General features: G+C 70.7%; 25 protein-coding genes. 14 read left to right on the forward strand and 11 right to left on the reverse strand.

Features of this window, described 5'->3' with window-relative positions; genetic code table 11:
• Nucleotides 1-58 precede the first annotated feature (58 nt).
• The 3 genes from BLR90_RS21535 to BLR90_RS16515 are packed head-to-tail and all read left to right on the forward strand — an operon-like array spanning nt 59 to nt 1,730.
• Nucleotides 59-295, forward strand: a complete 237-nt coding sequence (locus BLR90_RS21535) for a SigE family RNA polymerase sigma factor (protein ID WP_245715361.1) — start codon at nt 59-61, stop codon at nt 293-295.
• Nucleotides 292-552 carry an RNA polymerase sigma factor gene (locus BLR90_RS21540; protein ID WP_245715362.1) on the forward strand — a complete coding sequence of 87 codons (261 nt, stop codon included), beginning with the start codon at nt 292-294 and terminating at the stop codon, nt 550-552. Before BLR90_RS21535 ends, BLR90_RS21540 begins: the two co-directional genes overlap by 4 nt.
• On the forward strand, nt 549-1,730 hold the full coding sequence (locus BLR90_RS16515; RefSeq protein WP_091026326.1) for a PASTA domain-containing protein: 1,182 nt from the start codon (nt 549-551) through the stop codon (nt 1,728-1,730). Before BLR90_RS21540 ends, BLR90_RS16515 begins: the two co-directional genes overlap by 4 nt.
• A gap of 1 nt (nt 1,731) precedes the next feature.
• On the opposite strand, the gene BLR90_RS16520 is transcribed toward BLR90_RS16515, so the two are convergent.
• From BLR90_RS16520 to BLR90_RS16535, 4 genes are all read right to left on the reverse strand, one after another.
• The gene (locus BLR90_RS16520) at nt 1,732-2,955 is read right to left on the reverse strand and encodes an HNH endonuclease signature motif containing protein (protein WP_170254314.1); all 1,224 of its coding nucleotides are present in this window, start codon (nt 2,953-2,955) and stop codon (nt 1,732-1,734) included.
• 379 nt (nt 2,956-3,334) lie between these two features.
• The gene (locus BLR90_RS16525) at nt 3,335-4,168 is read right to left on the reverse strand and encodes an SDR family NAD(P)-dependent oxidoreductase (protein ID WP_170254315.1); all 834 of its coding nucleotides are present in this window, start codon (nt 4,166-4,168) and stop codon (nt 3,335-3,337) included.
• The gene (locus tag BLR90_RS16530) at nt 4,165-5,295 is read right to left on the reverse strand and encodes a 3-ketosteroid-9-alpha-monooxygenase, oxygenase component (RefSeq protein WP_091026329.1); all 1,131 of its coding nucleotides are present in this window, start codon (nt 5,293-5,295) and stop codon (nt 4,165-4,167) included. The genes BLR90_RS16525 and BLR90_RS16530 overlap by 4 nt, the downstream gene beginning before the upstream one ends.
• Nucleotide 5,296: 1 nt before the next feature.
• The gene (locus BLR90_RS16535) at nt 5,297-5,800 is read right to left on the reverse strand and encodes a VOC family protein (RefSeq protein WP_091026330.1); all 504 of its coding nucleotides are present in this window, start codon (nt 5,798-5,800) and stop codon (nt 5,297-5,299) included.
• 37 nt (nt 5,801-5,837) lie between these two features.
• Here BLR90_RS16535 and BLR90_RS16540 point away from each other — a divergent pair, with 37 nt between their 5' ends.
• Nucleotides 5,838-6,413, forward strand: coding sequence for a TetR/AcrR family transcriptional regulator (locus BLR90_RS16540; protein ID WP_091026331.1), 576 nt, complete (start codon nt 5,838-5,840; stop codon nt 6,411-6,413).
• A gap of 8 nt (nt 6,414-6,421) precedes the next feature.
• Here BLR90_RS16540 and meaB read toward each other — a convergent pair whose 3' ends face one another.
• Complete coding sequence (meaB, locus tag BLR90_RS16545) at nt 6,422-7,414, reverse strand: methylmalonyl Co-A mutase-associated GTPase MeaB (RefSeq protein ID WP_091026332.1); 993 nt, start codon at nt 7,412-7,414, stop codon at nt 6,422-6,424.
• 11 nt (nt 7,415-7,425) lie between these two features.
• Nucleotides 7,426-8,631 carry an acetyl-CoA C-acetyltransferase gene (locus BLR90_RS16550; RefSeq protein ID WP_091026333.1) on the reverse strand — a complete coding sequence of 402 codons (1,206 nt, stop codon included), beginning with the start codon at nt 8,629-8,631 and terminating at the stop codon, nt 7,426-7,428.
• A gap of 134 nt (nt 8,632-8,765) precedes the next feature.
• Between BLR90_RS16550 and mce the strand changes: the two genes are divergently transcribed.
• The 4 genes from mce to BLR90_RS16570 all read left to right on the forward strand — a co-directional run bounded on the left by mce (nt 8,766) and on the right by BLR90_RS16570 (nt 13,245).
• Nucleotides 8,766-9,215, forward strand: a complete 450-nt coding sequence (mce, locus tag BLR90_RS16555) for a methylmalonyl-CoA epimerase (protein ID WP_091026334.1) — start codon at nt 8,766-8,768, stop codon at nt 9,213-9,215.
• A gap of 59 nt (nt 9,216-9,274) precedes the next feature.
• The gene (gene ccrA, locus BLR90_RS16560; protein ID WP_091026335.1) at nt 9,275-10,630 is read left to right on the forward strand and encodes a crotonyl-CoA carboxylase/reductase; all 1,356 of its coding nucleotides are present in this window, start codon (nt 9,275-9,277) and stop codon (nt 10,628-10,630) included.
• Between the two features lie 171 nt (nt 10,631-10,801).
• Nucleotides 10,802-12,040: a coiled-coil domain-containing protein gene (locus BLR90_RS16565; protein WP_174812370.1), complete on the forward strand. Its 1,239-nt coding sequence runs from the start codon at nt 10,802-10,804 to the stop codon at nt 12,038-12,040.
• Nucleotides 12,037-13,245 carry an AI-2E family transporter gene (locus tag BLR90_RS16570; protein ID WP_091026336.1) on the forward strand — a complete coding sequence of 403 codons (1,209 nt, stop codon included), beginning with the start codon at nt 12,037-12,039 and terminating at the stop codon, nt 13,243-13,245. Before BLR90_RS16565 ends, BLR90_RS16570 begins: the two co-directional genes overlap by 4 nt.
• 12 nt (nt 13,246-13,257) lie before the next feature.
• Here BLR90_RS16570 and BLR90_RS16575 read toward each other — a convergent pair whose 3' ends face one another.
• Entirely contained in the window at nt 13,258-14,235 is a 978-nt protein-coding gene (locus BLR90_RS16575; RefSeq protein ID WP_091026337.1) for an EamA family transporter, read from the reverse strand.
• 38 nt (nt 14,236-14,273) lie between these two features.
• Here BLR90_RS16575 and BLR90_RS16580 point away from each other — a divergent pair, with 38 nt between their 5' ends.
• A complete protein-coding gene (locus BLR90_RS16580) occupies nt 14,274-14,816 on the forward strand; it encodes a CGNR zinc finger domain-containing protein (RefSeq protein ID WP_091026338.1) in 543 nt (180 codons plus the stop codon).
• Nucleotides 14,817-14,858: 42 nt separating this feature from the next.
• Here the strand turns inward: BLR90_RS16580 and BLR90_RS16585 are convergent, their stop codons facing one another.
• Both BLR90_RS16585 and BLR90_RS16590 read right to left on the reverse strand, forming a co-directional pair.
• Nucleotides 14,859-15,635: an alpha/beta fold hydrolase gene (locus tag BLR90_RS16585; protein ID WP_245715363.1), complete on the reverse strand. Its 777-nt coding sequence runs from the start codon at nt 15,633-15,635 to the stop codon at nt 14,859-14,861.
• Nucleotides 15,626-16,393, reverse strand: a complete 768-nt coding sequence (locus tag BLR90_RS16590; RefSeq protein ID WP_091026339.1) for an endo alpha-1,4 polygalactosaminidase — start codon at nt 16,391-16,393, stop codon at nt 15,626-15,628. The genes BLR90_RS16585 and BLR90_RS16590 overlap by 10 nt, the downstream gene beginning before the upstream one ends.
• An 83-nt stretch (nt 16,394-16,476) precedes the next feature.
• Here BLR90_RS16590 and BLR90_RS16595 point away from each other — a divergent pair, with 83 nt between their 5' ends.
• From BLR90_RS16595 to BLR90_RS16605, 3 genes are read left to right on the forward strand one after another with little or no spacing between them, the layout of a single operon-like run.
• Nucleotides 16,477-18,354, forward strand: coding sequence for a S8 family serine peptidase (locus BLR90_RS16595; RefSeq protein WP_091026340.1), 1,878 nt, complete (start codon nt 16,477-16,479; stop codon nt 18,352-18,354).
• 13 nt (nt 18,355-18,367) lie between these two features.
• A complete protein-coding gene (locus BLR90_RS16600) occupies nt 18,368-18,850 on the forward strand; it encodes an SRPBCC family protein (RefSeq protein WP_091026341.1) in 483 nt (160 codons plus the stop codon).
• Nucleotide 18,851: 1 nt separating this feature from the next.
• Entirely contained in the window at nt 18,852-19,772 is a 921-nt protein-coding gene (locus tag BLR90_RS16605; RefSeq protein ID WP_091026342.1) for a DUF6910 family protein, read from the forward strand.
• A 1-nt stretch (nt 19,773) separates the two neighbouring features.
• Here the strand turns inward: BLR90_RS16605 and BLR90_RS16610 are convergent, their stop codons facing one another.
• Nucleotides 19,774-21,585, reverse strand: a complete 1,812-nt coding sequence (locus tag BLR90_RS16610) for a 3-hydroxyacyl-CoA dehydrogenase family protein (RefSeq protein WP_245715364.1) — start codon at nt 21,583-21,585, stop codon at nt 19,774-19,776.
• A gap of 58 nt (nt 21,586-21,643) precedes the next feature.
• Nucleotides 21,644-22,186: a GNAT family N-acetyltransferase gene (locus BLR90_RS16615; RefSeq protein ID WP_091026343.1), complete on the reverse strand. Its 543-nt coding sequence runs from the start codon at nt 22,184-22,186 to the stop codon at nt 21,644-21,646.
• 23 nt (nt 22,187-22,209) lie between these two features.
• On the opposite strand from BLR90_RS16615, the gene nucS reads away from it, so the two are divergent.
• Nucleotides 22,210-22,896 (forward strand): endonuclease NucS, encoded by a 687-nt coding sequence (gene nucS / locus BLR90_RS16620; RefSeq protein WP_091026344.1) that lies wholly within the window; start codon nt 22,210-22,212, stop codon nt 22,894-22,896.
• A 97-nt stretch (nt 22,897-22,993) separates the two neighbouring features.
• Nucleotides 22,994-23,201, forward strand: a 208-nt coding sequence (locus tag BLR90_RS21320; RefSeq protein ID WP_218126874.1) for a hypothetical protein, incomplete at its 3' end; no start/stop codon positions are given.

The following is a 23,201-nucleotide window of genomic DNA, read 5'->3' on the forward strand; positions in this document are numbered from 1 at the left end:
CTCCGGGTTGTCTGGTTGGGTGACGGCGACTCCGGATGGCAGGCGTGAGGGGGTGCGGATGGAGCGGGACGCGGACTTCGCGGCGTACGCCGCCGGCCGCTGGACGTCGCTGGTGCGCTCGGCGGTGCTGCTCGGCTGCTCCCACGCCGACGCCGAGGTCCTGGCCCAGGCCACGCTGCTCAAGGCGTGGAGCAGCTGGGGACGGGGTACGGCGTGCGGAAGACCCGGACGCCTACGTCTACCGGATCCTGGTCAACACGCTCTCCACCAGCCGCCGGCGCCGGTGGTGGGGTGAGCGCCCCACCGACCGCACCCCCGACCGGGCCGTCGCCGACGCCAGCGCCGACGTCGAGCTGCGCGACAGAGTGGTGCGCGCGCTCGGCCGGGCTGCCCGCCGAGCAGCGCGCGGTGCTGGTCCTGCGCTTCGTCGCCGATCTCAGCGAGCGGGCCACCGCAGAGGCGCTCCAGATCCCGGTCGGCACCATCAAGAGCCGGGTCTCGCGTGCCCTGGCCGCCATCGACCTCACCGAGCTCGCCCAGGAGGAGCTGTGACCCACGATCCGCACGACCACCAGGTCGCGCTGCTGCGCCGCGCCGCTGACGCCGTACCTGTCGGACCGCTGCCCGCAGACCACCTCCTCGCCACCGCGCACCGACGCCGCCGGCACCGACTCGGCGCCGCCCTTGCTGCGACTGCGGTCATCGTCGTGGCCGGTGGCACCGCCGCCGTCGGGCTGACTAGGGACGACCCGTCGCGACCTCGGGACGAGGCTCCCGTGGTCCAGCCTGCGCCGCCCGCCGCCGAGACCCGTCTCGTCGGTGTCGGCCGGCTCGCCGTCGAGGTGCCGGCCTCGTGGCCGAGCGGAAAGGCGGAGTGCGCCGGCCCGTCTGTGTCGGAGCCGACGGTGTTCTGGGGAAGTAGCGGGAGGGAATGCCTGATCACCAAGCCGGCGCCGTACGTCTCGGTGCTCGATGACGGCTACCTGACTGACGGCTATGGGGACGGGAGCGACGAGGAGCTCACCCAGGTCGAGGTCCCTGGCGGCACGTTGCTGGTCTCCCAGACAACCACCGAGGGCGGCCTGGTGACGATGTTCGTCAGCCATGACCCTTCAGGCTTCCTGGCGATCGCCACCCACAGCGAGGCCGAGACCCGCGCGATCATGGAGAGCGCCCGGATCGTCCCGGCCGACCAGGTCGCCGTGCCGTGGACCCCCGAGGCGATCGAGGCGGCCGGGCTCGTGGTCGAGGAGGTACCGGTCGACACCAACAGCCAGTTCAGCGACGGCTATGTCCTCGGCACCCAGCCGGGTGGCGGCAGCGTTGTGCTCGTGGGCTCGACGGTCCGGGTTCGGATCGCGCGGAGCACGGACTGGCCGAGCGTGTCCATCGGCCCGGCGATCAGCTGTGCGTACGACTACCCCGACGATCTCCCCGATAGGGCCGGGGCCATAGCCGGGACCGTGATCGGGGTCCGGCTGACCGAGTACGTCGCCGGCGCCGATGCCGTCCCAGCCACGGTGAGCGTCCTCATCTCTGAGTGGTTCCGGGGCGGCAGCGATCCCACGGTCGTACTCAACACCTTCGACTTCATGCTTCCCGACGACTGGCGGGACGCCGTGGGCACGAAGATCCTGGCCGCCTTCGGCCCCACGCGCGACCTGATGGCGTGCGGCTTCACCCGTCCCTGGGACGAGAAGACGGCTCGAGAGTGGCGGGCGGCCTACTAGCTCACTCCCGCCTGGTGAAGGAGATCCTGCCCTCCGGATGGTGGGTGACGGCGTAGTCGTGGTGGTGGGCCAGCGCGTGGTGTCTTGGGCAGAGGAGTGCGCCGTTCTCGACGCTGGTGCTTCCTCCTTGGCTCCAGGGGATGAGGTGGTGTGCGTGGCACCAGGAGCCGGGTCGTTCGCAGCCCATCGCCACACAGCCCTTGTCTCGGACGGCCATGGCGATGCGTTGGGCCTTGGTGTGGAACCTGCGCTTGCGACCGACGTCGAGGACCTCGGACTTGCCGCCGAGCACCACGGGGATGACACCGGCCCCACACGCGAGCTTGCGGGCCAGTCCGGGGCTGATCATCGTTCCGGTGTCGAGTTGGGCCGCCTTCAATCCGCCTAGCAACGTCTCGAGAGTCATCGTCACCACCACGGTGGCGTTGACTCCGCCGGCGGTGGGGAGCTTGTCGGCCGGGTAGCCGCGGACGTACTCACCGAACGCGACCCCCATCCCGTGCGGATCGAGACCGTGCCCTTTCGCGTTGGCAATCGCGTGGAGGGCCTTGCGGAGCATGTCCGCTTCAGCCGTGCCGAGAGTGAACCGGCCGTGAGTCTGCCCGTGGCCGTCGTCATGCATCGTCAACCGCGCGGCCTGCTCAGCCTTACGCTCCTCGGCCTCGAGCTGCTTGGCCTCCTCGGCCTCACCGACCTCGGGCGCGACCACGTCGAGGATCCGGCGGCCTTGCAGGCGCAGGGCTTTCGAGTCGTAGTGCTTGGCTGCCTCGAGGAGGTAGTCCCGCGCCTGGGTGCGGACCTCGGGCAGGACGGTGTCGGGAAGTCGGTCGACCGATTCGGTGACTGCCTGCGCCTGGTCGACCAGCACGTCACCTGCCGCCAAGGCCTCGCTCACCTGGTCCTGCTGCTCAAGCGCCTTGGCGAGCTTCATCTTCCGGGCGGCCTCGCGTTGGGTCATCCGGGTCTCGATGGCCCACCACACTGCAGCGCTCGTGGCGCCCGACTCGGCGCCGAGGTCGTTGCGGTCCGCGTGGGCGGCGAGCTTGAGCTCCGCCGCGGCGACGCGGACTGCGACCCGGGTCGTTCGGAGCAGCGCCTGGCGAGCGTCAGCGTCACTCAGGAACCAGGCTGGGGCGTGCTCGATCGCGTCGAGCTCGACCTCGATCGCGGACAGCGCAGCAAGGATCGGGTGGTCCCGATCGGTGCGGTGTCCGGTGCTGGTCATACGTCCATTCCAGCATCGAGCACCGACAGTCCGAGGCCTCAGAACCCTTGATCCACAGGGGTTTCGAGAACTTTCTGACATTTTACCTTCGAGTTCGCGGTGGTGGTTCCGAGGCTCGCTGCGCTCGCCCCTCAACCACCGCCGGAGGGTCCCCTCGCACGCGCCTCAAACACAGGCGGGAGTCGCCAACGGGCCCGCGCTTGGCGGGCGGCGCGGCGAAGCCGTGCCGCCCGTGCGCCGCCCAAGCAACCCGGGAGAGGCTCGCAGTCAAGGACGCCGAAGGCGCCCCGGAGGGGGCGAAGCTCCTTGACGGCGAGGCCCGGGTTGCTACGCGCGCGGGCCACAGTCCTAGAGAAGACAGCCACCACGACGGCCCGAGCTAGAGGTGGTCCACCCACTCGGTCATCGCGTCCCACAGCCGCGAAGCAACAGCGGAGTCGAGCGCGTCGGCGGACGGCTCGGCCACAGCCGACCTCACGTGGTAGCCACCGGGTACGGCGTCGGCGGACGTCGCGCACCAGACCGTCGTACGCGCTCCGACCTCAGGCGTGGCCAGGGCCCGTCGTTCGAGCGGCGCGGCGAGCCGACGCAGGCGCGCGAGCACCGGAGCTGTCTCGAGGCCCCGGTCGGCGACCTTCGTGTAGACCGAGCCTGGGTGCAGGGAGTAGCCGTGCAGCCCACGGTCCCCGTAGCGCCGCTCGAGCTCGGCGGCCTCATGGACCAGCGCGAGCTTGGAGGTGCCGTACGCCGCCCAGGAGTCGTAGGGCGTGAGGTCGCCGAAGAGCCAGTCGTTGCGGCCGCGCTCGTGGAGCTTGGAGACGACGTTGACCACGCGGGCCTGCCCCTGAGCGGCAGCAGTGTCGAGGAGCAGCGGCAGCAGCAGCCGGGTGAGCTGGGCGGTGCCGAGGTAGTTGGTGCGCCAGTGCACCTCGTGGCCGTCGACGAGCTGCGGCTCGCGCCACTTGGAGCGCAGGTCGAGGTGGACGCCCGCGTTGTTCACGAGTACGTCGAGGCGGTCGGTGACCGTCGGCACCCACGCCGCCAGCGCGGCCACCGACCCGGCGTCGGCGAGCTCGAGCGGGTGGCTGTCGAGAGTGGTCTCGCTGGAGCGGGTGGTCGTGAGCACCCGCCAACCGGCCTCCCGGAGGGCCGCCGCGGTGGCCTCACCGAGCGAGCCGGGTCCGACCCCGGTGACGAGCGCGACGCCGGTCACGCGTCCTGCGTCTCCCGGGCCGCGAGGTTCTCGGCGATCTCGGCGCGCCAGTGCTCCTGGGCCTTGGTGGTGTCGACCTCGAACTCGAAGCGGTCGACCATGTCGGGCTGGATGTCGGCGACGTCGACGTAGAACTGCTCGTACCACCGGCGGTTCTGGTAGACCGGCCCGTCCTCCTCGCACAGCAGCGGGTTCTGCACGGGCACCTTGTTTTGCCAGATGTGCACGTCCTGGAGGAACCCCTCGCCGAAGTGGCTGGACATCGATGTCGCGATCTTGCCGGCGGTCACGTCGTCGAGTCCGTCGGCCCGCCGTACGGCCACGCCCCACTGGAGCATGAAGGAGTTCTGGCTGATCGGGTAGTGGCAGTTGATCAGCGCCGACTCGACCCCGAAGCCGTTGCCGAAGTCGTTCTTCAGGTAGTCGATCATGTACGCCGGTCCGTAGTACGCCGCCTCCGAGCGCAGCAGGGCGGCGTCGATGTCGAACTTGTCAGTGTCGTGCACGTCGGCGCGTGCCTTGGACTCCATGATCTGCGCCGCCGTGTGACCGTCGAAGACGTTGCGGAAGGCGGTCGGCACCGCGAAGTGGATGTAGAAGAAATGCGCCATGTCGGTCAGGTTGTCGATCATCTCCCGGCAGTTGGCGCCCTCGATGAGCTTGGTGTGCCAGGCCCAAGCGCTGTACTCGCCCTCGGCCATCCCGGGGATCGCCGGGATCGCCTGCTCGGGGATCGGCGGGTTGCCCTCGGGGTCGTTCCAGATGAAGAGCTGGCCGTTCTGCTCGCAGGTCTCGTAGCGCTGCGTGCGCGCACGCAGCGGCACCCGCCGCGCGTAGGGGATGGACTGGCACTTGCCGTCGCCACCCCACCGCCAGTCGTGGAAGGGGCACGCGATGTTGCCGTCCTTCACGCTGCCCTGGGTCAGGTCGCCGCCCATGTGGCGGCAGTAGCCGTCGAGCACGTTGATCTTGCCCTCGCCGTCGGCCCACACCACCAGCTTGGTGCCGAAGACCTCGATGCCGTGCGGCTCGCCGTCGCGGAAGTCCTCCGCGAGGCCGAGGCAGTGCCAGCCCCGGGCGTAGCGCGTGGGCAGGGTGCCGCGGTCGAGCTCTCGTACTCCGGCCATGTCAGTGCTCCTTCTCGCTCGTCTTCTTCACGTCGTCGTAGAACGCCTGCATCGCCGGGCCGATCCGCGCCAGCTCGACGTACGGCGCGCCTGAGGCCGAGCCGTCGACGTACGCGAACTCGATCTCGCCGCCCATCATCGAGCCGCGCATGAGCACCCGCAGACCGGCCGCCTCGGCCCGCTCGCACGCGGCGCCGAGGTCGTCGACCGCGAAGCAGACGTGGTGCAGGCCAGGCCCGTGCGCCGCGAGGAACTCCGCGTGGACGGTCTCCCCCGACACCGGCTGGATCAGCTCGAGCTGGAGGTCGCCGGCGTAGCCGAGCGAGACGTGGATCGTGAAGTCCACCGGCTCGCCGCGCAGTGTCGTCTCGTCGGGGCCGAAGCGGACGTCCTCCAGCCGGGTCCACGCACCCACGCCGAACTGCTCGCTCAGGAGCCGCTCGGTCGCGGCGATGTCGTCGGTCACCCAGGCGAGCTGGATGACGGGTCCCTCGGCGATGCTCATGCTGGCGACTTTAAGGCAATTGCCTTAAACTGTCCATGTGTCCACGGCAAAGGAGCGGCTCCTCGACGCCGCCGAGCGGCTCGTCGCCGAGCGCGGCATCGAGGTGTCGAGCCGCGACATCGCGGCCGCCGCCGGCCAGCGCAACAACTCCGCCGTGCAGTACCACTTCGGCTCCCGCGACGCGCTCCACGAGGCGGTCATCCGCCGCCGGCAGGTCCCGCTCGAGGCACGGCGCCGCGAGCTGCTCGACGCGCTGGCCGAGTCGGGGCGTCTGCACGACGTCCACGGCCTGGTCGACGCGCTGGTCCGGCCGATGACCGAGCTGCTGGCCTCGGGGCCGACCCATTACGCGCGCTTCCTCGAGCAGGTGCGCCGCCACCCGGTCCTCTCCACCCCGGTCGCCATCGATGCCGACTGGGCCGCCTCCCAGGAGGTGATGCACCGCCTCGGCCGGGACGGCGTACGACGCGGGCAGGCGCTGGCCACGACGCTCTTCGCCCTGCTCGCTGACGCCGAACGCGACGGCCACTCCCCCGACCCCGACGACCTGGTCGCGATGCTGGTCGGCCTGCTCGCCGCACGCGTCTCCGAGTCGGCGCAGATCGCCCGCTGAGCGACGGGTCAGTCGGTGAAGGACTCGAGCAGCTGGTCGGCGGCGGTGTAGGGGTCGGTGTCACCCGCGACGACCGCGGCAGCGAGCTCGTCGAGCTCGGAGCGGCCGTGGACGTCGCCCCAGCGCTTGCGGAGCGCGGTGACGGCGATCGCCTCGATCTCGTCGCGCGAACGGCGGATCCGGCGACGCGTCATCTCCCCCGACGACTCGAGCCAGGCGCGGTGGTTGTCGATCTCGGCGACCACCTCGTCGATGCCCTCGCCGGTGTGGGCGACGGTCTTGACGATGGGCGGGCGCCAGGAGCCCTCGGGGCGCTCGCCGAGGGCGAGCATCGCGCGCAGGTCACGTCGTACGGTGTCGGCGCCGTCGCGGTCGGCCTTGTTGACGACGTAGAGGTCGCCGATCTCGAGGATGCCGGCCTTGGCGGCCTGGATGCCGTCGCCCATACCCGGGGCCAGCAGCACCATCGTGGTGTCGGCGAGGCCAGCGATCTCGACCTCGCTCTGGCCGACGCCGACGGTCTCGACCAGGATCACGTCGCAGCCGGCGGCGTCGAGCACGCGCAGCGCCTGTGGGGTGGTCCACGACAGGCCGCCGAGGTGGCCGCGCGAGGCCATCGACCGGATGTAGACGTCGCGATCGGAGGCGTGGTCCTGCATCCGCACCCGGTCGCCGAGCAGGGCGCCGCCGGAGAACGGCGACGACGGGTCGACGGCGAGTACGCCGACCCGCTTGCCCTGCTTGCGCAGGGCGGTGACGAGCGCGTTGGTCGACGTCGACTTGCCGACGCCGGGCGAGCCGGTGATGCCGATGACCTGGGCGTCGCCGGTGTGGGCGGTGAGCGCCGCCATCACCTCCCGCAGCAGCGGCGACTCGTCCTCGACCAGCGAGATCAGCCGCGCGACCGCCCGGGCCTCACCGTCGCGGGCGCGGGCAACGAGGTCGGGGACCGACGCCGTCGAACGGCGCCGGCCCCCGCCGGTTACTGGTGTCTGCGTCACCAAGGAGCTGCTCAGGCCTTCGGCACGCGCACGATCAGGGCGTCGCCCTGACCGCCGCCGCCGCACAGGGCGGCCGCACCGACGCCGCCACCGCGGCGCTGGAGCTCGAGGGCCAGGTGGAGCACGATCCGGGCGCCGGACATCCCGACCGGGTGACCCATGGCGATCGCGCCGCCGTTGACGTTGACCTTGTCCTCGGAGATGCCGAGCTCGCGCGCCGAGACGATGCCGACGGCCGCGAAGGCCTCGTTGAGCTCGACCAGGTCGAGGTCGGAGACGGCGATGCCCTCCTTCTCGGTGGCCTTCTTGATGGCGTTGGCCGGCTGGGTCTGCAGCGTCGAGTCGGGGCCGGCGACCTGGCCGGAGGCGCCGATCTCGGCCAGCCACTCCAGGCCGAGCTCCTCGGCCTTGGCCTTGCTCATCACGACGACGGCGCAGGCACCGTCGGAGATCTGGGAGGAGGAGCCGGCGGTGATCGTGCCGTCCTTGGAGAACGCCGGACGCAGCTTGCCGAGCGAGTCAGCCGTGGTGTCGCCACGCACGCCCTCGTCCTGGCTGACGACCACAGGCTCGCCGCGGCGCTGCGGGATCTCGACGGGGACGACCTCGCCGTCGAAGACGCCGTTCTTCCACGCCTCGGCCGCGAGCTGGTGGGAGCGGGCCGAGAAGGCGTCCTGCTCCTCACGGGTGAGCTGGGCGCCCGCGACGTTGCACGCCTCGGTCAGCCCGCCCATGGGCTGGTCGGTGAACTGGTCGAACAGCGCGTCGTAGGCCATCGAGTCGACCAGCGCGGTGTCGCCGTACTTGAAGCCCTCGCGGGACTTCGGCAGCAGGTGCGGGGCGTTGGTCATCGACTCCATACCGCCGGCCACGACGATCTCGTGCTCGCCGGCGCGGATCAGCTGGTCGGCCATCGCGATGGCGTTGATGCCCGACAGGCAGACCTTGTTGATCGTGATGGACGGGACGTTCATGGGGATGCCGCCCTTGACGGCCGCCTGGCGCGCCGTGATCTGGCCGGCGCCGGCCTGGATGACCTGGCCCATGATCACGTACTCGATCTGGTCGCCGGAGACACCGGCCTTGTCGAGGGCCCCCTTGATGGCGTGTCCGCCGAGGTCGGCGGCCGAGAGGCCCTTGAAGCCTCCGAGCAGGCGACCGATGGGGGTGCGAGCACCCGCGACGATGACAGAGGTGGGACGGGCAGGGTCGGACATGGTGCCTCCACGGAGATTTGCGGTGATGCAGCGACGATACCCACGAGTACACCGTCGGGGCAGCGGGGTCCACTTGAGTCGAACGTCACAGCCCCGCCCGTGCGTGCCGAGGCGTTTCGTAAGACGATGAGCACATGACTGCTTCGCTGGACCTGACCGGACCCCTGTTCACCGCCATCGACCACGTCGGCATCGCCGTACCCGACCTCGACGTCGCGATCGCGTTCTACCGCGACACCTACGGCATGGAGATGGTGCACGAGGAGGTCAACGAGGAGCAGGGCGTGCGCGAGGCCATGATCGCCGTCGGCGACTCGGGCTCGTGCATCCAGCTCCTGGCGCCCCTCGACGAGAACTCGACGATCGCCAAGTTCCTCGACCGCTCCGGCCCCGGCGTGCAGCAGATGGCCTACCGGGTCACCGACGTCGAGGCGGTCAGCGCCGTGCTGCGCGAGCGCGGCGTGCGCCTGCTGTACGACGTCCCCAAGCGCGGGACGTCCGACTCACGGGTCAACTTCATCCACCCCAAGGACGCCGGCGGCGTGCTCGTCGAGCTGGTCCAGCCTGCGGGCGGGGCACACTGACCCGTTACCCGCCGGTAATATGACGCCCGCTCGCCCCCCGACCCGCACCAGGAGCTGACGTGCAACACATCCTCGACGCCATCCAGGCCGCCAGCGCAGATCCGGCCAGCACCTCCAGCGAGGACTTCGCCAACCTCGCACTACCCGAGTCCTACCGCGCGGTGACCGTGCACAAGGACGAGGTCGACATGTTCGAAGGGATCGCGACCCGCGACAAGGACCCGCGCAAGTCCCTGCACGTGGAGGACGTCCCGCTGCCCGAGCTCGGCCCGGGCGAGGCCTACGTCGCCGTCATGGCCTCGGCGATCAACTACAACACCGTCTGGACCTCGATCTTCGAGCCGGTCTCGACGTTCGGCTTCCTCGAGCGCTACGGGCGCCTCTCCGAGCTGACCAAGCGCCACGACCTGCCCTACCACGTGGTCGGCTCCGACCTGGCCGGCGTCGTACTGAAGACCGGTCCCGGCGTCACCAGGTGGAAGCCCGGCACCGAGGTCGTGGCCCACTGCCTCTCGGTCGAGCTCGAGGACCCCGCCGGCCACGACGACACGATGATGGACCCGCAGCAGCGGATCTGGGGCTTCGAGACCAACTTCGGGGGCCTCGCCCACATCGCGCTGGTCAAGTCCAACCAGCTCCTGGCCAAGCCGGCCCACCTCACCTGGGAGGAGGCCGCCTCCCCCGGCCTGGTCAACGCCACCGCCTACCGCCAGCTCGTCTCCAAGAACGCCGGCCAGATGAAGCAGGGCGACAACGTCCTCATCTGGGGCGCCTCCGGCGGCCTCGGCGGCTTCGCCACCCAGTACGCCCTCAACGGCGGCGCCAACCCGATCTGCGTGGTCTCCAACGAGGAGAAGGCCAACATCGTGCGCTCCATGGGCGCGGAGATGATCATCAACCGCTCCGAGGAGAAGTGGCAGTTCTGGAACGAGGAGGGCACCGAGCAGAACCCCAAGGAGTGGCAGCGCCTGGGCAAGAAGATCCGTGAGCTCACCGGCGGCGAGGACATCGACATCGTCTTCGAGCACCCCGGCCGCGAGACCTTCGGCGCCTCGGTCTACGTCACCCGCAAGGGCGGCACCATCACCACCTGCGCCTCCACCACCGGCTTCATGCACGAGTACGACAACCGCTACCTGTGGATGAACCTCAAGCGCATCATCTCCAGCCACTTCGCCAACTACCGCGAGGCGTTCGAGGCCAACCGCCTCATCGCCCAGGGCAAGATCCACCCGACCCTGTCGCGCACCTACACCCTCGACGAGGTCGGCCAGGCCGCCCTCGACGTCCACAAGAACGCCCACCAGGGCAAAGTCGGGGTGCTCTGCCTGGCCCCCGCGGAGGGCCTCGGCGTCCGCGACCACGAGATGCGCGCCACCCACCTCGAGGCGATCAACCGCTTCCGCGGCGTCTGACCGCAAGATTTCGTTGACCCGCCCGAAACTTTCGGGCGGGTCAACGGTCATTTCGGTGAGTTTCGGGCGGGTCAACCCTAGGACCGGACCGGGGGTGGGTTCTCGGGACCGGATCAGGGAGGATGGGAGCACGATCCCACCAGCCCCCACCACAGCGAGGAATCTGCCGCGATGAGCGACCAGGGCCTGTCCATCTTCGATCACGAGTCCGAGGGTGACGACACCAACGCGGACGCCGAGGCGACGCAGGTCATCCCCGTCGTCCAGGACCAGTCCACCAAGCAGGAGCCGGCCGCCAAGCCGTCCCGGCCCGTGCTGCCACCGCCGGCCGAGCGCACCGCGACGGCGCCCGCCGTCCCTCCCCGCCGCCCGGCTCCCACCCCTGCCGCGGCTCAGCCCACGCTGCCGCCGCCCGCGGCCGGCAACTTCCCCGTCGTACGCCGTGGCGGCTACGACAAGGCCGCCGTCGACTCCCGGGTGCGTCAGCTCGCGAGCGAGAAGAACGGGCTCAGCACCAGCCTGACCCAGTCCGAGCAGCGGGTCCTCGACCTCGAGGCCGAGCTGCAGGAGACGCGCACGCTGCTCTCGGAGAACCAGACCCCGTCGTACGCCGGTCTCGGCGGCCGCGCGAGCGCCATGCTGAGGCTCGCGGAGGAGGAGGCGACCGAGATCCGCGACATCGCCGAGCGCGACGCCACGGAGATCCGGGAGCAGGCCACCCGCGACGCCCGCGCGATCCGCGCCGACGCCACGCGTGAGGCCGAGGACATGCGCACCGTCCAGCTCGAGGAGCTCGAGCAGACCCGGATCCGGATCCTGGCCGACGCCGAGCAGGAGCGCTCGCTGGCCCGGGCGGAGGCCGAGGACCTGCTGGCCGCCGCCAAGCGCGAGGCCGACCAGCAGCGGCTGGCCGCGCAGCAGGAGACCAGCGAGATGCGTACGTCGGCCACCCGCGAGGTCGAGCAGGCCCGCGCCGCCGCCGACCGCGAGGTCCAGGAGGCACGACGCACGCTCGCCGTGGAGAAGGAGCGCCTCGCCCGCGAGGCCACCGACCACCACAACAGCGCCACCGCGGAGACCAAGCGGCTGGTCGAGGAGGCCGAGCAGCGCGCCAACGCCGCCGAGCAGCGCGCCGGCGAAGCCAGCAAGCAGGCCTCCGAGAACCGCGCGGCCGCGCAGTCCGAGTCCGAGTCCCTGCTCTCGCGGGCCCGCCGCGAGGCCGAGCAGATCGTGGCCTCGGCGCGCAGCCAGGCGGAGTCGCTGGAGTCCACGGGCAAGGCCGAGGTGGAGCGTGAGATCGCTGCTCGCCGCGCCGAGCTCGACCGGCTCACCAAGCGCCGCGACGCGATCACCGCCCAGCTCGCGTCCCTGCGTGACGTCGTGGCCGGGTTCGGCGAGGACGAGAGTTGACCAAGGAGCCGTCGCCCGACGCTGAGGCGGCGGCTCGGCACGCCGAGGCGGCCGCCGAGCACGCCGAGGACGCTGCGGAGCACGCCGAGGTCGCCGCGTCGCTCGCCGAGGCCGCGGCAGACCACGCCGAGGGGCACACCGACGAGCACCAGGAGTTCGGCCAGCAGGGGGCGCCCTTCGAGCGCCGCTCGCCGTTCTACATCGGGTTCTTCGGTGCGCTCGGTGCCCTGCTCGCCTACTTCCTGTGGACGGCCCTGCTCGGCATCGGCTCGGTGCTGATCCTGATCGTGGTGTCGCTGTTCCTAGCCGCCGGGCTCAACCCGGCGGTGGAGTTCCTCGAGCGCCGTGGCCTGCGCCGCAACTACGCCGTGACCGCGGTGATCGTCGCGTTCCTCGGTGCGGTCGCGCTGTTCCTCGTCGCGATCGTCCCGGTCATCACCGACCAGGTGGCCGCGATCAGTGACAACGCGCCCGGATGGCTCGACGAGCTGGAGAACAACAAGAAGATCCAGGAGCTCGACGACGAGTACCAGATCATCGACAAGATCAAGGACTACGTCGCCAACGGCGACTTCGTCAGCGGCCTGTTCGGCGGCGTGCTCGGAGTGGGCCTTAAGATCCTCGGCGCGCTCTTCAACGCGTTCATCATCCTGGTCCTGACCCTCTACTTCCTCTCCTCGCTCGACAAGACCAAGAAGGCGTTCTACCGCCTGGCCCCGGCCTCGCGGCGTCCGCGCGTGACCCTGCTCGGCGACAAGATCGTCGACAACGTCGGCGGCTACGTCTCCGGCGCGTTCATCGTCGCGCTCTGCGCGGGCGTCTCGTCGCTGGTCTTCCTGTTCGCCGTCGGCCTGGGCGAGTACGCCGTGGCGCTGGCCTTCGTGGTGGCCCTGCTCGACGTGATCCCGATGATCGGCGCCACCATCGGCGCGGTCGTGGTGACCGCGATCGCCTTCGCCACCGACGTCAAGACCGGCATCATCTGCGCGATCTTCTTCCTGATCTACCAGCAGGTCGAGAACTACGTCATCTACCCGCGAGTGATGTCGAAGTCCGTGGACGTCCCCGGCGCGGTGATCGTGATCGCCGCCCTCGTCGGTGCCGGCCTGCTCGGTGTCGTCGGCGCCCTGCTCGCCATCCCGACGGCCGCCGCGATCCTGCTGATCATGCGCGAGGTCGTCGTCAAGAGACAGGACACGCGCTAGCTGTAGCTCGGCTCAGGCGGGCTCAGGCGGGAGGTCGAACGAGATCGGCACTGTGCGCTCGCCGAGCTTGACCGCGACCACACCGGCCAGGATCAGCAGGCCGCCGACCAGCTGGATCGTTCGCGGCAGCTCGTCGAGCAGCAGCCAGGCCCAGAGCACGCCGGCCACGACCTCGATCAGGGCGACGAACGAGGCCACCCGCGAGCCCAGGCGGCGGCTGGCGGCGATGCCGGAGACGTAGGCGATTGCCGCGGTCACCACGCCGAGCAGCACGAGCGGGACCCACCAGGCGACGGTCGCTCCGGCCATCGACACCGAGTCGGTGGTCGAGGTCATCGGCAGCACACCGACCAGGCCGAGCAGTCCGAGGCCGACCACGCCGACGACCAGCCCGGAGGCGGCGAGGGCGATCGGGGGCAGGCCGTTGTCCTCGTCGGCGGAGATCACGAAGTAGACCGCGCACCCGACCATCGCCGCCAGGGCCCAGAGCACACCTGCGACGTTGAGCTCGGCACCCGAGATGAGATCGAGGACGAGCACCAGGCCGAGGGCGGCCAAGCCCGCGCCGGCGAGCGTGAGGGCACCGGGGCGCTCGCCGTGGCGCAGCCACAGCCAGACGACGACCGCGGCAGGCGCGGTGTACTCGATCAGCAGCGCCGGCCCGACCTGCATGTAACCGACAGCAGAGAAGTAGCTGAACTGGGCGCCCGCGACCGCGAGCAGCCCGTAGGTGAGCACCACGCCGAGGCTGGAGCGCAGCAGACCCCACCGACCATGCAGGGCGACCAGCCCGAACGGCGCGACGACCAGGGCCGCGAGCCCGATCCGGACCAGGACCACAGACCCGGGCGTCCACCCGGTGTCGAGAAGCCCACGGGCGAGCGCACCGGACATGCCGAAGGTGACGGCCGAGAGCAGCGCCAGCGACAGTCCGCTGACCGTGCGTGACGACCCGGTCGCCAACGCTTCGTCACGAGTCACGGTGGTCATGGGTCATGACACTACGCATGATGCAGTAACCTGTCAACGTGGTTTTTGCTCATGACACCGAGATGTCGCTCCAGGCGGCCGTCACCCTCGTCAACTCGGAGGACGTCGACGAGGACACCTTGGCGACCGTCGAGGACCTCGACGCGTTCTTCGAGGAGTTCGAGTACACCGGTCGCCGTGACGGCGACCAGGCCGAGCTGGACGCCGTACGGCGCCTGCGCCCGCGGCTGCGCACCCTGCTGAGCGCGGAGCGCGACGACGCGGTCGTGATCGTCAACGAGATGCTCGCCGCCGAGCGGGCGGTCCCCCGACTGGTCCGGCACGACGCCTACGACTGGCACCTGCACGCCGTCGAGAATGAGGCCCCGCTGGCGACCCGGATCATCGTCGAGACCGCGATGGCGATGATCGACGTGATCCGCGCCGACGAGATGTCGCGGCTGGCGCTGTGCGCCGACGACGACTGCAACGGCGTCGTGCTCGATCTCTCCCGCAACCGGTCGCGCCGCTTCTGCTCGACCTCCTGCGGCAACCGCAACGCCGTCGCCGCCTACCGCGCGCGCCAGTCCGCCGGCGCCTGACAGACCTATATCGCTACGGTCGAGCGGACCGGGCAGTGGGGATCAGCTCTGGAGGAACCGGCGGAGCACCTCGGTGAAGACCTCCGGCTGCTCGGAGTGGACCCAGTGGCCGGCGTTCTTCACCGTCACCCTGCGGTTCTGCGGGAACCAACGGTCCATCGCGGCGCCGTACTCGTCCTTGACGTACGCCGAGGTCTGGCCGGCCACCCACAGCACCCGGCCGGGGTAGGGCGCAACACCGTCGAGCCGGTCGGCGGGCCAGCCACCGAGCGCGGCGAGGTCGCGCCCGAGCACCGCGAGGTTGGGCTGCCACGACCAGGCGTCACCGTCGCGGCGCAGGTTCTGCAGCAGGAAGCTGCGGACCGTGCGGTTGGGCACCGCCTCGGTGAGCGCTTCGTCGGCGTCGCTGCGCCGGGTGAGCGCCCCGAGGTCGAGCCCCTGCATCGCCTCGATGAAGTCGCCGAACTCCGTGAGGCCGTGGTAGTCGACCGGCGAGATGTCGACGACGCACAGCCGTTCGACCAGCTCGGGGTGGCGCAGCGCGAGCACCATCGCCGCCTTGCCGCCCATCGAGTGGCCGACGAGCGCGACGGGGTCGTCGGCGGAGAACAGCGTGGCCACCTCGTCGGCCATGTCGAGGTAGTCGACCCGGTCGTGCCAGTCGGACCGGCCGTGGTTGGGCATGTCGACGAGCAGCACGCGGTGGTCGGCGGCGAGTGACTTGGCGATCGCGGTCCAGTTCTTGCCCTGGCCGAAGAGGCCGTGACAGAAGGCCACCAGCGGGCCGGACTCCCCCATGGCCGTGGTGTTCAGCACCACGCGTGCACCCCGTCCGGGCTCAGGTCCCGGTCGCGGAGCACGATCGGCAGCCGGTCGCCGTACTGCTCGCAGGCCTCCTCGAAGTCGGCCTTGCGGTACTCCACGAGCAGCACCTGGTCGCCGTACGCCGCCACGTAGGCGTCGCACTCGTCCCACTGCGCGCACGACTCGGAGACCGCGAAGTCGAACCCGAGCTGCGTCCCGTCGTACTCGGCGAGATTCTTCTGGCCGACCGCCAGTCCCGCGCTGTGGGCGCGGCGTACGAGGAGCCGCGCGAACGCCAGCGCGTGCTTGCGGCGCAGCAGCCCGTCGCTGCGGGTGTAGGAGTCGAGGTTGTCGTACTCCACGGCCGTGAAGCCGTCGGCGGCGCAGCCCCGGGTCCAGCGTCCCACGATCTTCGCGATCGCCAACCGCTTGCGGGCCGTGCGCAGGTCGAGCAGCCACTCGCCCCACGCCTCGTCGACCACGGCCTTGCCGTCCTGCTTCAGGACCAGCCACCACCGCGCCCGCCAGAAGCGCTTCTCGTCGGGCTGGGTCTGGAAGCCGTTGACGTAGCAGATGTTGTAGCGGCCAGCGGCCGGCTTGGCGTTGCGGTCGCGCACGATGATCCCGACGTGCGGCGGCATCGCCGTCGCCCCACCGAGCTGGTAGTCGACGTCGGTGTCGGCCGGCAGCCGCTCCACCTCGGCGTACGACGGTCCGGCGAGGCCGGCGACGACGACGGCCAGGATCAGGGCGAGCAGCAGGGCGCGACGCATGCGCCGAACCTATCGCCCGCCACCAGCTCGTAACCCGGGAGCGACCTGGCGCGTTGTCGTGGCAGTCCACGAAAGGGATCCTGATGTCGCACCTGCGCACACGGATGGTGGCGCTGACCTGCGCCGCCGCCCTCGCGTTCCCCCTGGCCGGCGCCACCGATGCCACCGCCACGGGAGCCACCAACGCTTCTGCCACCCTCAGCGCCCTGCGCGCGACCCACGCCGGCCTCGACCGCCTGCTCGCCACCGGCACCCACGCCGACCGGGCGATCGTCACCTTCAGCGCGGTCCCGACCGCCGACCAGGTGGCCGCGCTGCGCGCCCTCGGCCTGACGGTTCAGCCGATGCGGCGCCTGCCGCTGGCGCTGGTCTCCGGGCCCGTGGCCCAGCTGGTCCGGACCGTCACCAGCGGCATCGCGCTCGACGTCTACCCCGACGAGCAGCTCGACTACCTCGACACCGCCTCCTCCGACGTCATGTCCTCCTCCACGGCGGCCGCGCGGGCGCTGCGCAGCAAGGGTCTGACCGGCAAGGGCGTGACCGTCGGTGTCGTCGACTCCGGCTGCGACGGCACCCACCCCGACCTCGCCGACCACATCACCCACAACGTCACCCTGGTCAGCCCGGAGTACGTCAACGGCGGCACCAGCCCCACGATCGTGGTCCCGGTCGACCAGGGCCCCTACAGCAACACCGACCTCGGCAGCGGGCACGGCACCCACGTTGCCGGCATCATCGCCGCCGACGGCACCACCGGCGCCGGCCAGCTCGGCGTGGCCCCCGACGCCGAGCTCGCCTGCTTCGCGATCGGCGCGGTCATCACGACCACGGCCGTCGTGACCGCCTTCGACTACATGCTCGCCCAGCCCGACCTGCTCGGCATCGACGTCGTCAACAACTCGTGGGGCAACTCGTTCCGCCAGTTCGACCCGCGCGACCCGGTCAACGTCGCGACCAAGGCCGCCACCTTGCGCGGCGCGGTGGTGGTCTTCGCCGCCGGCAACTCCGGCTCCGAGGACGGCGAGGCCAGCGTCAGCCCGTTCAACCAGGCGCCGTGGGTGATCTCGGTCGCGGCCGGCGACCTGGACCGCAAGCGCGGCAGCTTCTCCTCCAACGGCCTGCAGTACGACAACGGCCGCGCCGCCCCGATCGGCTCCGGCGGCCACACCGTCTTCCTCGGCGACCGGGTCGGCAACACCCAGCCGGACCTGATGGCACCGGGCGTCGACATCTCGTCCACCTGCGACAGCACCGGCTCGGTGATCGGCCCGTGCCCGACCGGCGGCAACGCCACCGCATCGGGTACGTCGATGGCGTCGCCGCACATCGCCGGCGCGGCCGCCGTACTCATGCAGGCCAACCGCCGGCTCACGCCGGCCCAGGTCCGGGTGGCCATGACCGCCACCGCCTCCCTGGTGAGCGACGAGGGCAAGGTGCTCAGCTCCTCGCAGGTCGGCTACGGCCACGTCAACCTCGACCGGGCCGTGGCGCTGGTGCGCTCCGGTGACTGGAAGACCCGGCTCGCCACCGCGCAGCGCAAGGCGACGGCCCGGCTGCTCGCCCAGGACCCGTGGCAGGTCACGCGCTCCGACCTGTGGCAGGAGGCCGCCCCGGCGGTCGCGGTCGGAGGCTCCTACTCGGCGACCCGCACGGTCACTCTCGCCAAGGGCTCGACCGCCCTCAAGCTGGCGCTCGTCTACCCCACCCCCGGCACCGCCGCCAACTTCGCCAGCTACACCGCGACGCTGCGCAACGCCGCCGGCAAGGTCGTGGCCACCACGACGACCGACCTGCTCTACGCGACCGGCATCGCCCACGCCCTCGCCAAGGGCCTGAAGCCCGGTCGCTACACCGTGGAGGTGACCGGCGACTACTCCGTCTCCGACCCCGACACGATCGACAGCGACTCCGTCAACGGCCGCGTGGTGTTCCTCCAGGTCGCACAGCTGCGGAGGCGATGACAGGATCGCGGGCGTGACCGACACCCGCATCGAGGCCGAGCGGCTGATCGCCGCGCCCGCCGCCGACATCTTCGCCCTGCTCTGCGACCCCCAGGGCCATGTCGCCATCGACTCCTCCGGGATGCTCCAGAGCGCCGAGGGCGAGCCCGTGAGCGCGGCCGGCGACAGCTTCGTCGTACACATGGACCGCGAGTCCCTCAACGACTACCCCGAGATGGGGCGTTACGACGTCACGGTCACGATCCGCGACTTCGAGCCCGACCGGCTGGTCTCCTGGACCGTGCTGGGGCGCATCCGCCCCCAGATCGGCCACGTCTACGGCTACCGGCTCGACCCCGACGAGGCCGGCACCCGGGTCACGTCGTTCTACGACTGGTCCGACATCGCCCCCGAGTGGCGCGACGCCGGCATCTTCCCGGTGCTCTCCGAGAACGCCCTGCGCGGCACCCTCGGCATCCTCGACCGCACCGTGCGCCGCGGCTACCCCCGCGGCTGACGTGCGCGTCGAGGCCGAGGCGGTCGAGTACCTCCGGTTCGAGGACGGCTCGCCCGTCCGCGCCGCGTCGGCGGTCGCGCGGTTCGGCGACGGGTTCCTGGTCAGCCAGGACGACGCGACGTCGGCCTGCTGGTGGCGCTCCGGAGTCGGTACGCCGGTCAGGTTGCTGCCGCCGGTCGACGGCCACGACACGTTCTCGGAGGCCGAGCACACCAAGGCGCTCAAGCCGGACCTCGAGGCGGCGCTCCACGTCACGCTCGACGACGCCCCCGCGGTGCTGCTGCTCGGCTCCGGCTCGACCGAGGCCAGGATGCGGGCCGTCCTGGTCGGTCTGCTCGACGGGGTGCCCTGGGCGGTCTCGCGCGACCTGCCGCCGCTCTACGCGCTGGTCGCCGACCTGCTCGGCGTCGACCCCGAACAGCTCAACCTCGAGGGCGCGTGCGTGCTCGACGGGGTGCTGCGCTGGTTCCACCGCGGTCGGCCGGCCGCCGGGCTGTCCAGCAGCAGCGTCGACCTCGACCTCGCCGCGCTGGTCGCCGCGGTCGCCGGGCGCGCTGAGCCCGCCGACCTGCACGCGACCGGCGTACGCACCTATGACGTGGGTGACGTCGAGGGGGTCGGTCTCGCGATCACCGACGCGGTGGTGCTGCCCGACGGGGCCGTGCTGGTCAGCGCCGCGGCCGAGGACAGCCCCAACGCCTACGACGACGGGCCGGTGCGTGGCTCCGCGCTCGCTGTCCTCCACGGCTCACGCGTGAGCGCCACCGCCGCGATCCCGAGGATCGGCGGCCGGGTCGCCAAGGTGGAGGGCCTGGCCCTGCTGGCCTGGGGCGAGCACGGCGGCCGGGTCCTCGCCGTCGTGGACGAGGACGACCCGACCGCCGCCTCTGCTCTGCTCACCCTCCGGGTGAGCCTGCCGTGACTCAGCGCTGGCTGTAGTCGCGGAACCCGCGCTTGGTCTTGCGGCCGAGGTAGCCCGCGGTGACCAGGTGCTCGAGCAGCGGCGCCGGCGCGAAGCCGGGCTCGCGGAACTCGAGGTAGAGCTCGCGCTGGATCGCCAGCGACACGTCGTTGCCGACCACGTCGAGCAGCTCGAACGGACCCATCGGCAGCGCGCAGCCCTGCTTCATCGCCAGGTCGATGTCGTCGGCCGTGGCGTAGTGCGCCTCGAGCATCTTGACCGCGTCGTTGAGGTAGGGGAAGAGCAGCGCGTTGACGATGAAGCCCGCGCGGTCGGCACACGAGACGCCGACCTTGCCGATCTTGGCGACCAGCGCCCGGGTGGTCTCGGTGACGTCCTCGTCGGTCGCGACGGTGGAGACGACCTCGACCAGCTTCATGATCGTGGCGGGGTTGAAGAAGTGCATCCCGATGACGTCCTGCGGGCGGCTCGTCACCTTGGCCATCGCGATGATCGGCAGGCTCGAGGTGGTGGTCGCCAGGATCGCGCCGGGCTTGCAGATCTCGTCGAGGTTCTCGAAGAGGGTGGTCTTGATCGCGAGGTCCTCGGCGATCGCCTCGACCACGATGTCGACGCTCTTGAGGTCGTCGAGGCTGGTCGTCCCGGTGACCCGTCCCAGCACCTCGGCCTTGGCCTCCTCGGTGGCCTTGCCGCGCTGGATCTGCTTGTCGAAGTTCTTGGTGATCGTCGCGGTGACCCCGGCGACCTTCTCGGCGCTGCGGCCGACGTAGAGGACGTCGTACCCCGACTTGGCGAAGACCTCGACGATGCCGCTGGCCATCGTGCCGGTGCCGACCACCCCGACCTGCAAGATGTCGTGCTTGAGCTGCGGCTGCTCGTCGGCCGACGGCGTCTTGTCGTCGGCGACGACGACCGGGCTGTCGGGGCCCTCGTAGGTGTAGAAGCCGCGGCCGGTCTTGCGGCCGAGCAGGCCCGCGGTAACCATCTGCTTGAGGATCGGGGTGGGCGCGTGGAGGCGGTCGCGGCCCTGGCGGTACATCGTCTCCAGGATCTCGTACGCCGTGTCGAGGCCGATCAGGTCGAGCAGCGCGAGCGGGCCCATCGGGTAGCCGCAGCCGAAGCGCATCGCGGCGTCGATGTCCTCACGCGACGCGTACTTGCCCTCGAACATCGAGGCCGCGTGGTTGAGGTAGCCGAAGAGCAGGGTGTTGGCGATGAAGCCCGCCTTGTCACCGCAGACCACGGGGCTCTTGCCGAGCGCGGTGACCAGGCCCTTCACGTCGTCGAGGACGTCGGGCTCGGTGACGACGGTGCGGATGATCTCGACGAGGTTCTGGACCGGCGCGGGGTTGAAGAAGTGGACACCGATGACCCGGCCCGGCGACGAGTTGGCGGTCGAGATCTCGGTGACTGAGAGCGAGGAGGTGTTGGTGGCGAGGATCGCGTCGGGCGCGACGATCGCGTCGAGCTCGCGGAAGATCGCCTTCTTGGTCTCGATCGACTCCACGACGGCCTCGACCACGAAGTCGGCGTCAGTGAGGTCCTTGAGCTCGGTGGAGAACGTGATCCGCCCCAGCAGCTCGGCCTGCTCGGCCTCGGTGAGCTTCTCGCGCTTGACCGCGCGGGCGGTGGAGTTCTCGAGGTGCTGGCGGCCGCGGGCCAGGCCCTCGTCGTTCTGCTCGACGCCGACGACGGTGTAGCCGTTGCGGGCGAACACCTCGGCGATCCCGGCGCCCATGGTGCCGAGGCCTACGACGCCGATCGTGGTGAACGTGCGGCCCTGCTGGACAGTCTCTTCTGCGGTGCTGGTCATGTTCCGCATCATTCCACGCCCCTCGGCGGGGCTCGGAACATGTTCACTCACCGGTAACTTAGGGCCTCCGCGGGCGGCCCAACCGAGCCACCATCACCACGCGCGGGCCGTGCCGGTCCAGGCCCAACGAGCGCTCGTGGTCGCGCTGGCGGCGCAGGAACGGCTCCGTCTCCCCGGCCTCCTCGAAGCCGAGCCGCGCGTAGAACGGCCCGTTGAACGGCACGTCCCGGTAGGTCGTCAGCGTCATCCGGTCGAACCCCGCGTGCCAGGCCTCCGCCAGCGCCTCGCGCACGAGCGCGCTGCCGACCCCCCGGCGGGCCTCCGTGGGCAGCACCGAGAGCTGGGCCAGGTGTGCCAGCCCGTCGACGTACACGACATGGGCGAAGCCCACCGGCTCCCCCACGGGTCCCGACACCAGCAGGTACCCCGGCTCGCCCACCCGGTCGCGCCCGTCGTCGCCGGGCGAGGCGAGCACGTCGCCGGTCAGGTCGCCGAACTGCTCCTCGAACAGCGGCACCCCCGCGTCCTCGATGGCCTGGATCCGGGCCAGGTCGGCCGCTCTGGCATGACGTACGGCGGGACGTACGGCGGGCGGCTCCATGTGGTCACTGTAGATTCGCCGCCGTGAGACTCGTCGTAGCCCGTTGCCAGATCGACTACGCCGGGCGCCTGACCGCCCACCTGCCGATGGCGACGCGGGTGCTGATGATCAAGGCCGACGGGTCGGTCCTCGTCCACTCCGACGGCGGCTCCTACAAGCCACTCAACTGGATGTCGCCGCCGTGCACGCTGCGCGAGGGCGCCACAGAGGACGGGCAAGTGGAGTGGACGGTCACCAACCCCAAGACCGATGACACGCTGCGCATCCTCCTCGCCGAGGTCATCTCCGACTCGTCCCACGACCTCGGGATCGACCCCGGCCTCCAGAAGGACGGCGTCGAGAAGCACCTCCAGGAGCTGCTCGCCGACCACCCGGGCACCCTCGCCGAGGGCCTGACCCTCGTCCGGCGTGAGTACCCCACCGCCATCGGCCCCGTCGATCTGATGTGCCGCGACGCCGTCGGTCTCAGCGTGGCCGTCGAGATCAAGCGCCGCGGCGACATCGACGGCGTCGAGCAGCTCACCCGCTACCTCGAGCTCCTCAACCGCGACCCGCTCCTCACCGGCAACGGCGCCGTACGGGGCATCTTCGCCGCCCAGGAGATCAAGCCCCAGGCTCGCGTGCTGGCCACCGACCGGGGCATCGCCTGCGCCGTCGTCGACTACGACGCCCTGCGCGGCCTCGACGATCCGAGCCACCGGCTATTCTGACGGGCGGTGTGGCGCGCTGATCCACAGGCGTTCGGCACGGCTCTGGCGGCTCTCGAGAACCCCGCCTACGGTGACAGGCATGACGAATGATCCCGGCATGAGTCGCCGCGTCACCCGGCTCGAGAACGACACGGAGTCGCTCTACGAGCTGACCAGCGAGGTCAGGTCCACCCAGGACCAACACACGCGCCGCTTCGACCAGGTCGAGAGCACACTCAACGAGGTCAAGTCCGCGCAGGGCAACCACGCAGGCCGCTTCGACCAGATCGAAAACACACTCAACGAGGTCAAGTCCGCGCAGGGCA

The organism is Nocardioides szechwanensis, assembly GCF_900103935.1.
Lineage (GTDB): Bacteria > Actinomycetota > Actinomycetes > Propionibacteriales > Nocardioidaceae > Nocardioides > Nocardioides szechwanensis.

Excerpts from the sequence above, each read along its gene's own strand:
- BLR90_RS16530 (WP_091026329.1), bottom strand. The coding sequence starts at position 5,295 with ATGGCCGGAGTACGAGAGCTCGACCGCGGCACCCTGCCCACGCGCTAC.
- BLR90_RS16590 (WP_091026339.1), bottom strand. The coding sequence starts at position 16,393 with ATGCGTCGCGCCCTGCTGCTCGCCCTGATCCTGGCCGTCGTCGTCGCC.
- BLR90_RS21535 (WP_245715361.1), top strand. The coding sequence starts at position 59 with ATGGAGCGGGACGCGGACTTCGCGGCGTACGCCGCCGGCCGCTGGACG.
- BLR90_RS16550 (WP_091026333.1), bottom strand. The coding sequence starts at position 8,631 with ATGTCCGACCCTGCCCGTCCCACCTCTGTCATCGTCGCGGGTGCTCGC.
- BLR90_RS16575 (WP_091026337.1), bottom strand. The coding sequence starts at position 14,235 with ATGACCACCGTGACTCGTGACGAAGCGTTGGCGACCGGGTCGTCACGC.
- BLR90_RS16520 (WP_170254314.1), bottom strand. The coding sequence starts at position 2,955 with ATGACCAGCACCGGACACCGCACCGATCGGGACCACCCGATCCTTGCT.
- BLR90_RS16565 (WP_174812370.1), top strand. The coding sequence starts at position 10,802 with ATGAGCGACCAGGGCCTGTCCATCTTCGATCACGAGTCCGAGGGTGAC.
- mce (WP_091026334.1), top strand. The coding sequence starts at position 8,766 with ATGACTGCTTCGCTGGACCTGACCGGACCCCTGTTCACCGCCATCGAC.
- BLR90_RS16595 (WP_091026340.1), top strand. The coding sequence starts at position 16,477 with ATGTCGCACCTGCGCACACGGATGGTGGCGCTGACCTGCGCCGCCGCC.
- BLR90_RS16615 (WP_091026343.1), bottom strand. The coding sequence starts at position 22,186 with ATGGAGCCGCCCGCCGTACGTCCCGCCGTACGTCATGCCAGAGCGGCC.
- BLR90_RS16535 (WP_091026330.1), bottom strand. The coding sequence starts at position 5,800 with ATGAGCATCGCCGAGGGACCCGTCATCCAGCTCGCCTGGGTGACCGAC.
- BLR90_RS16610 (WP_245715364.1), bottom strand. The coding sequence starts at position 21,585 with ATGACCAGCACCGCAGAAGAGACTGTCCAGCAGGGCCGCACGTTCACC.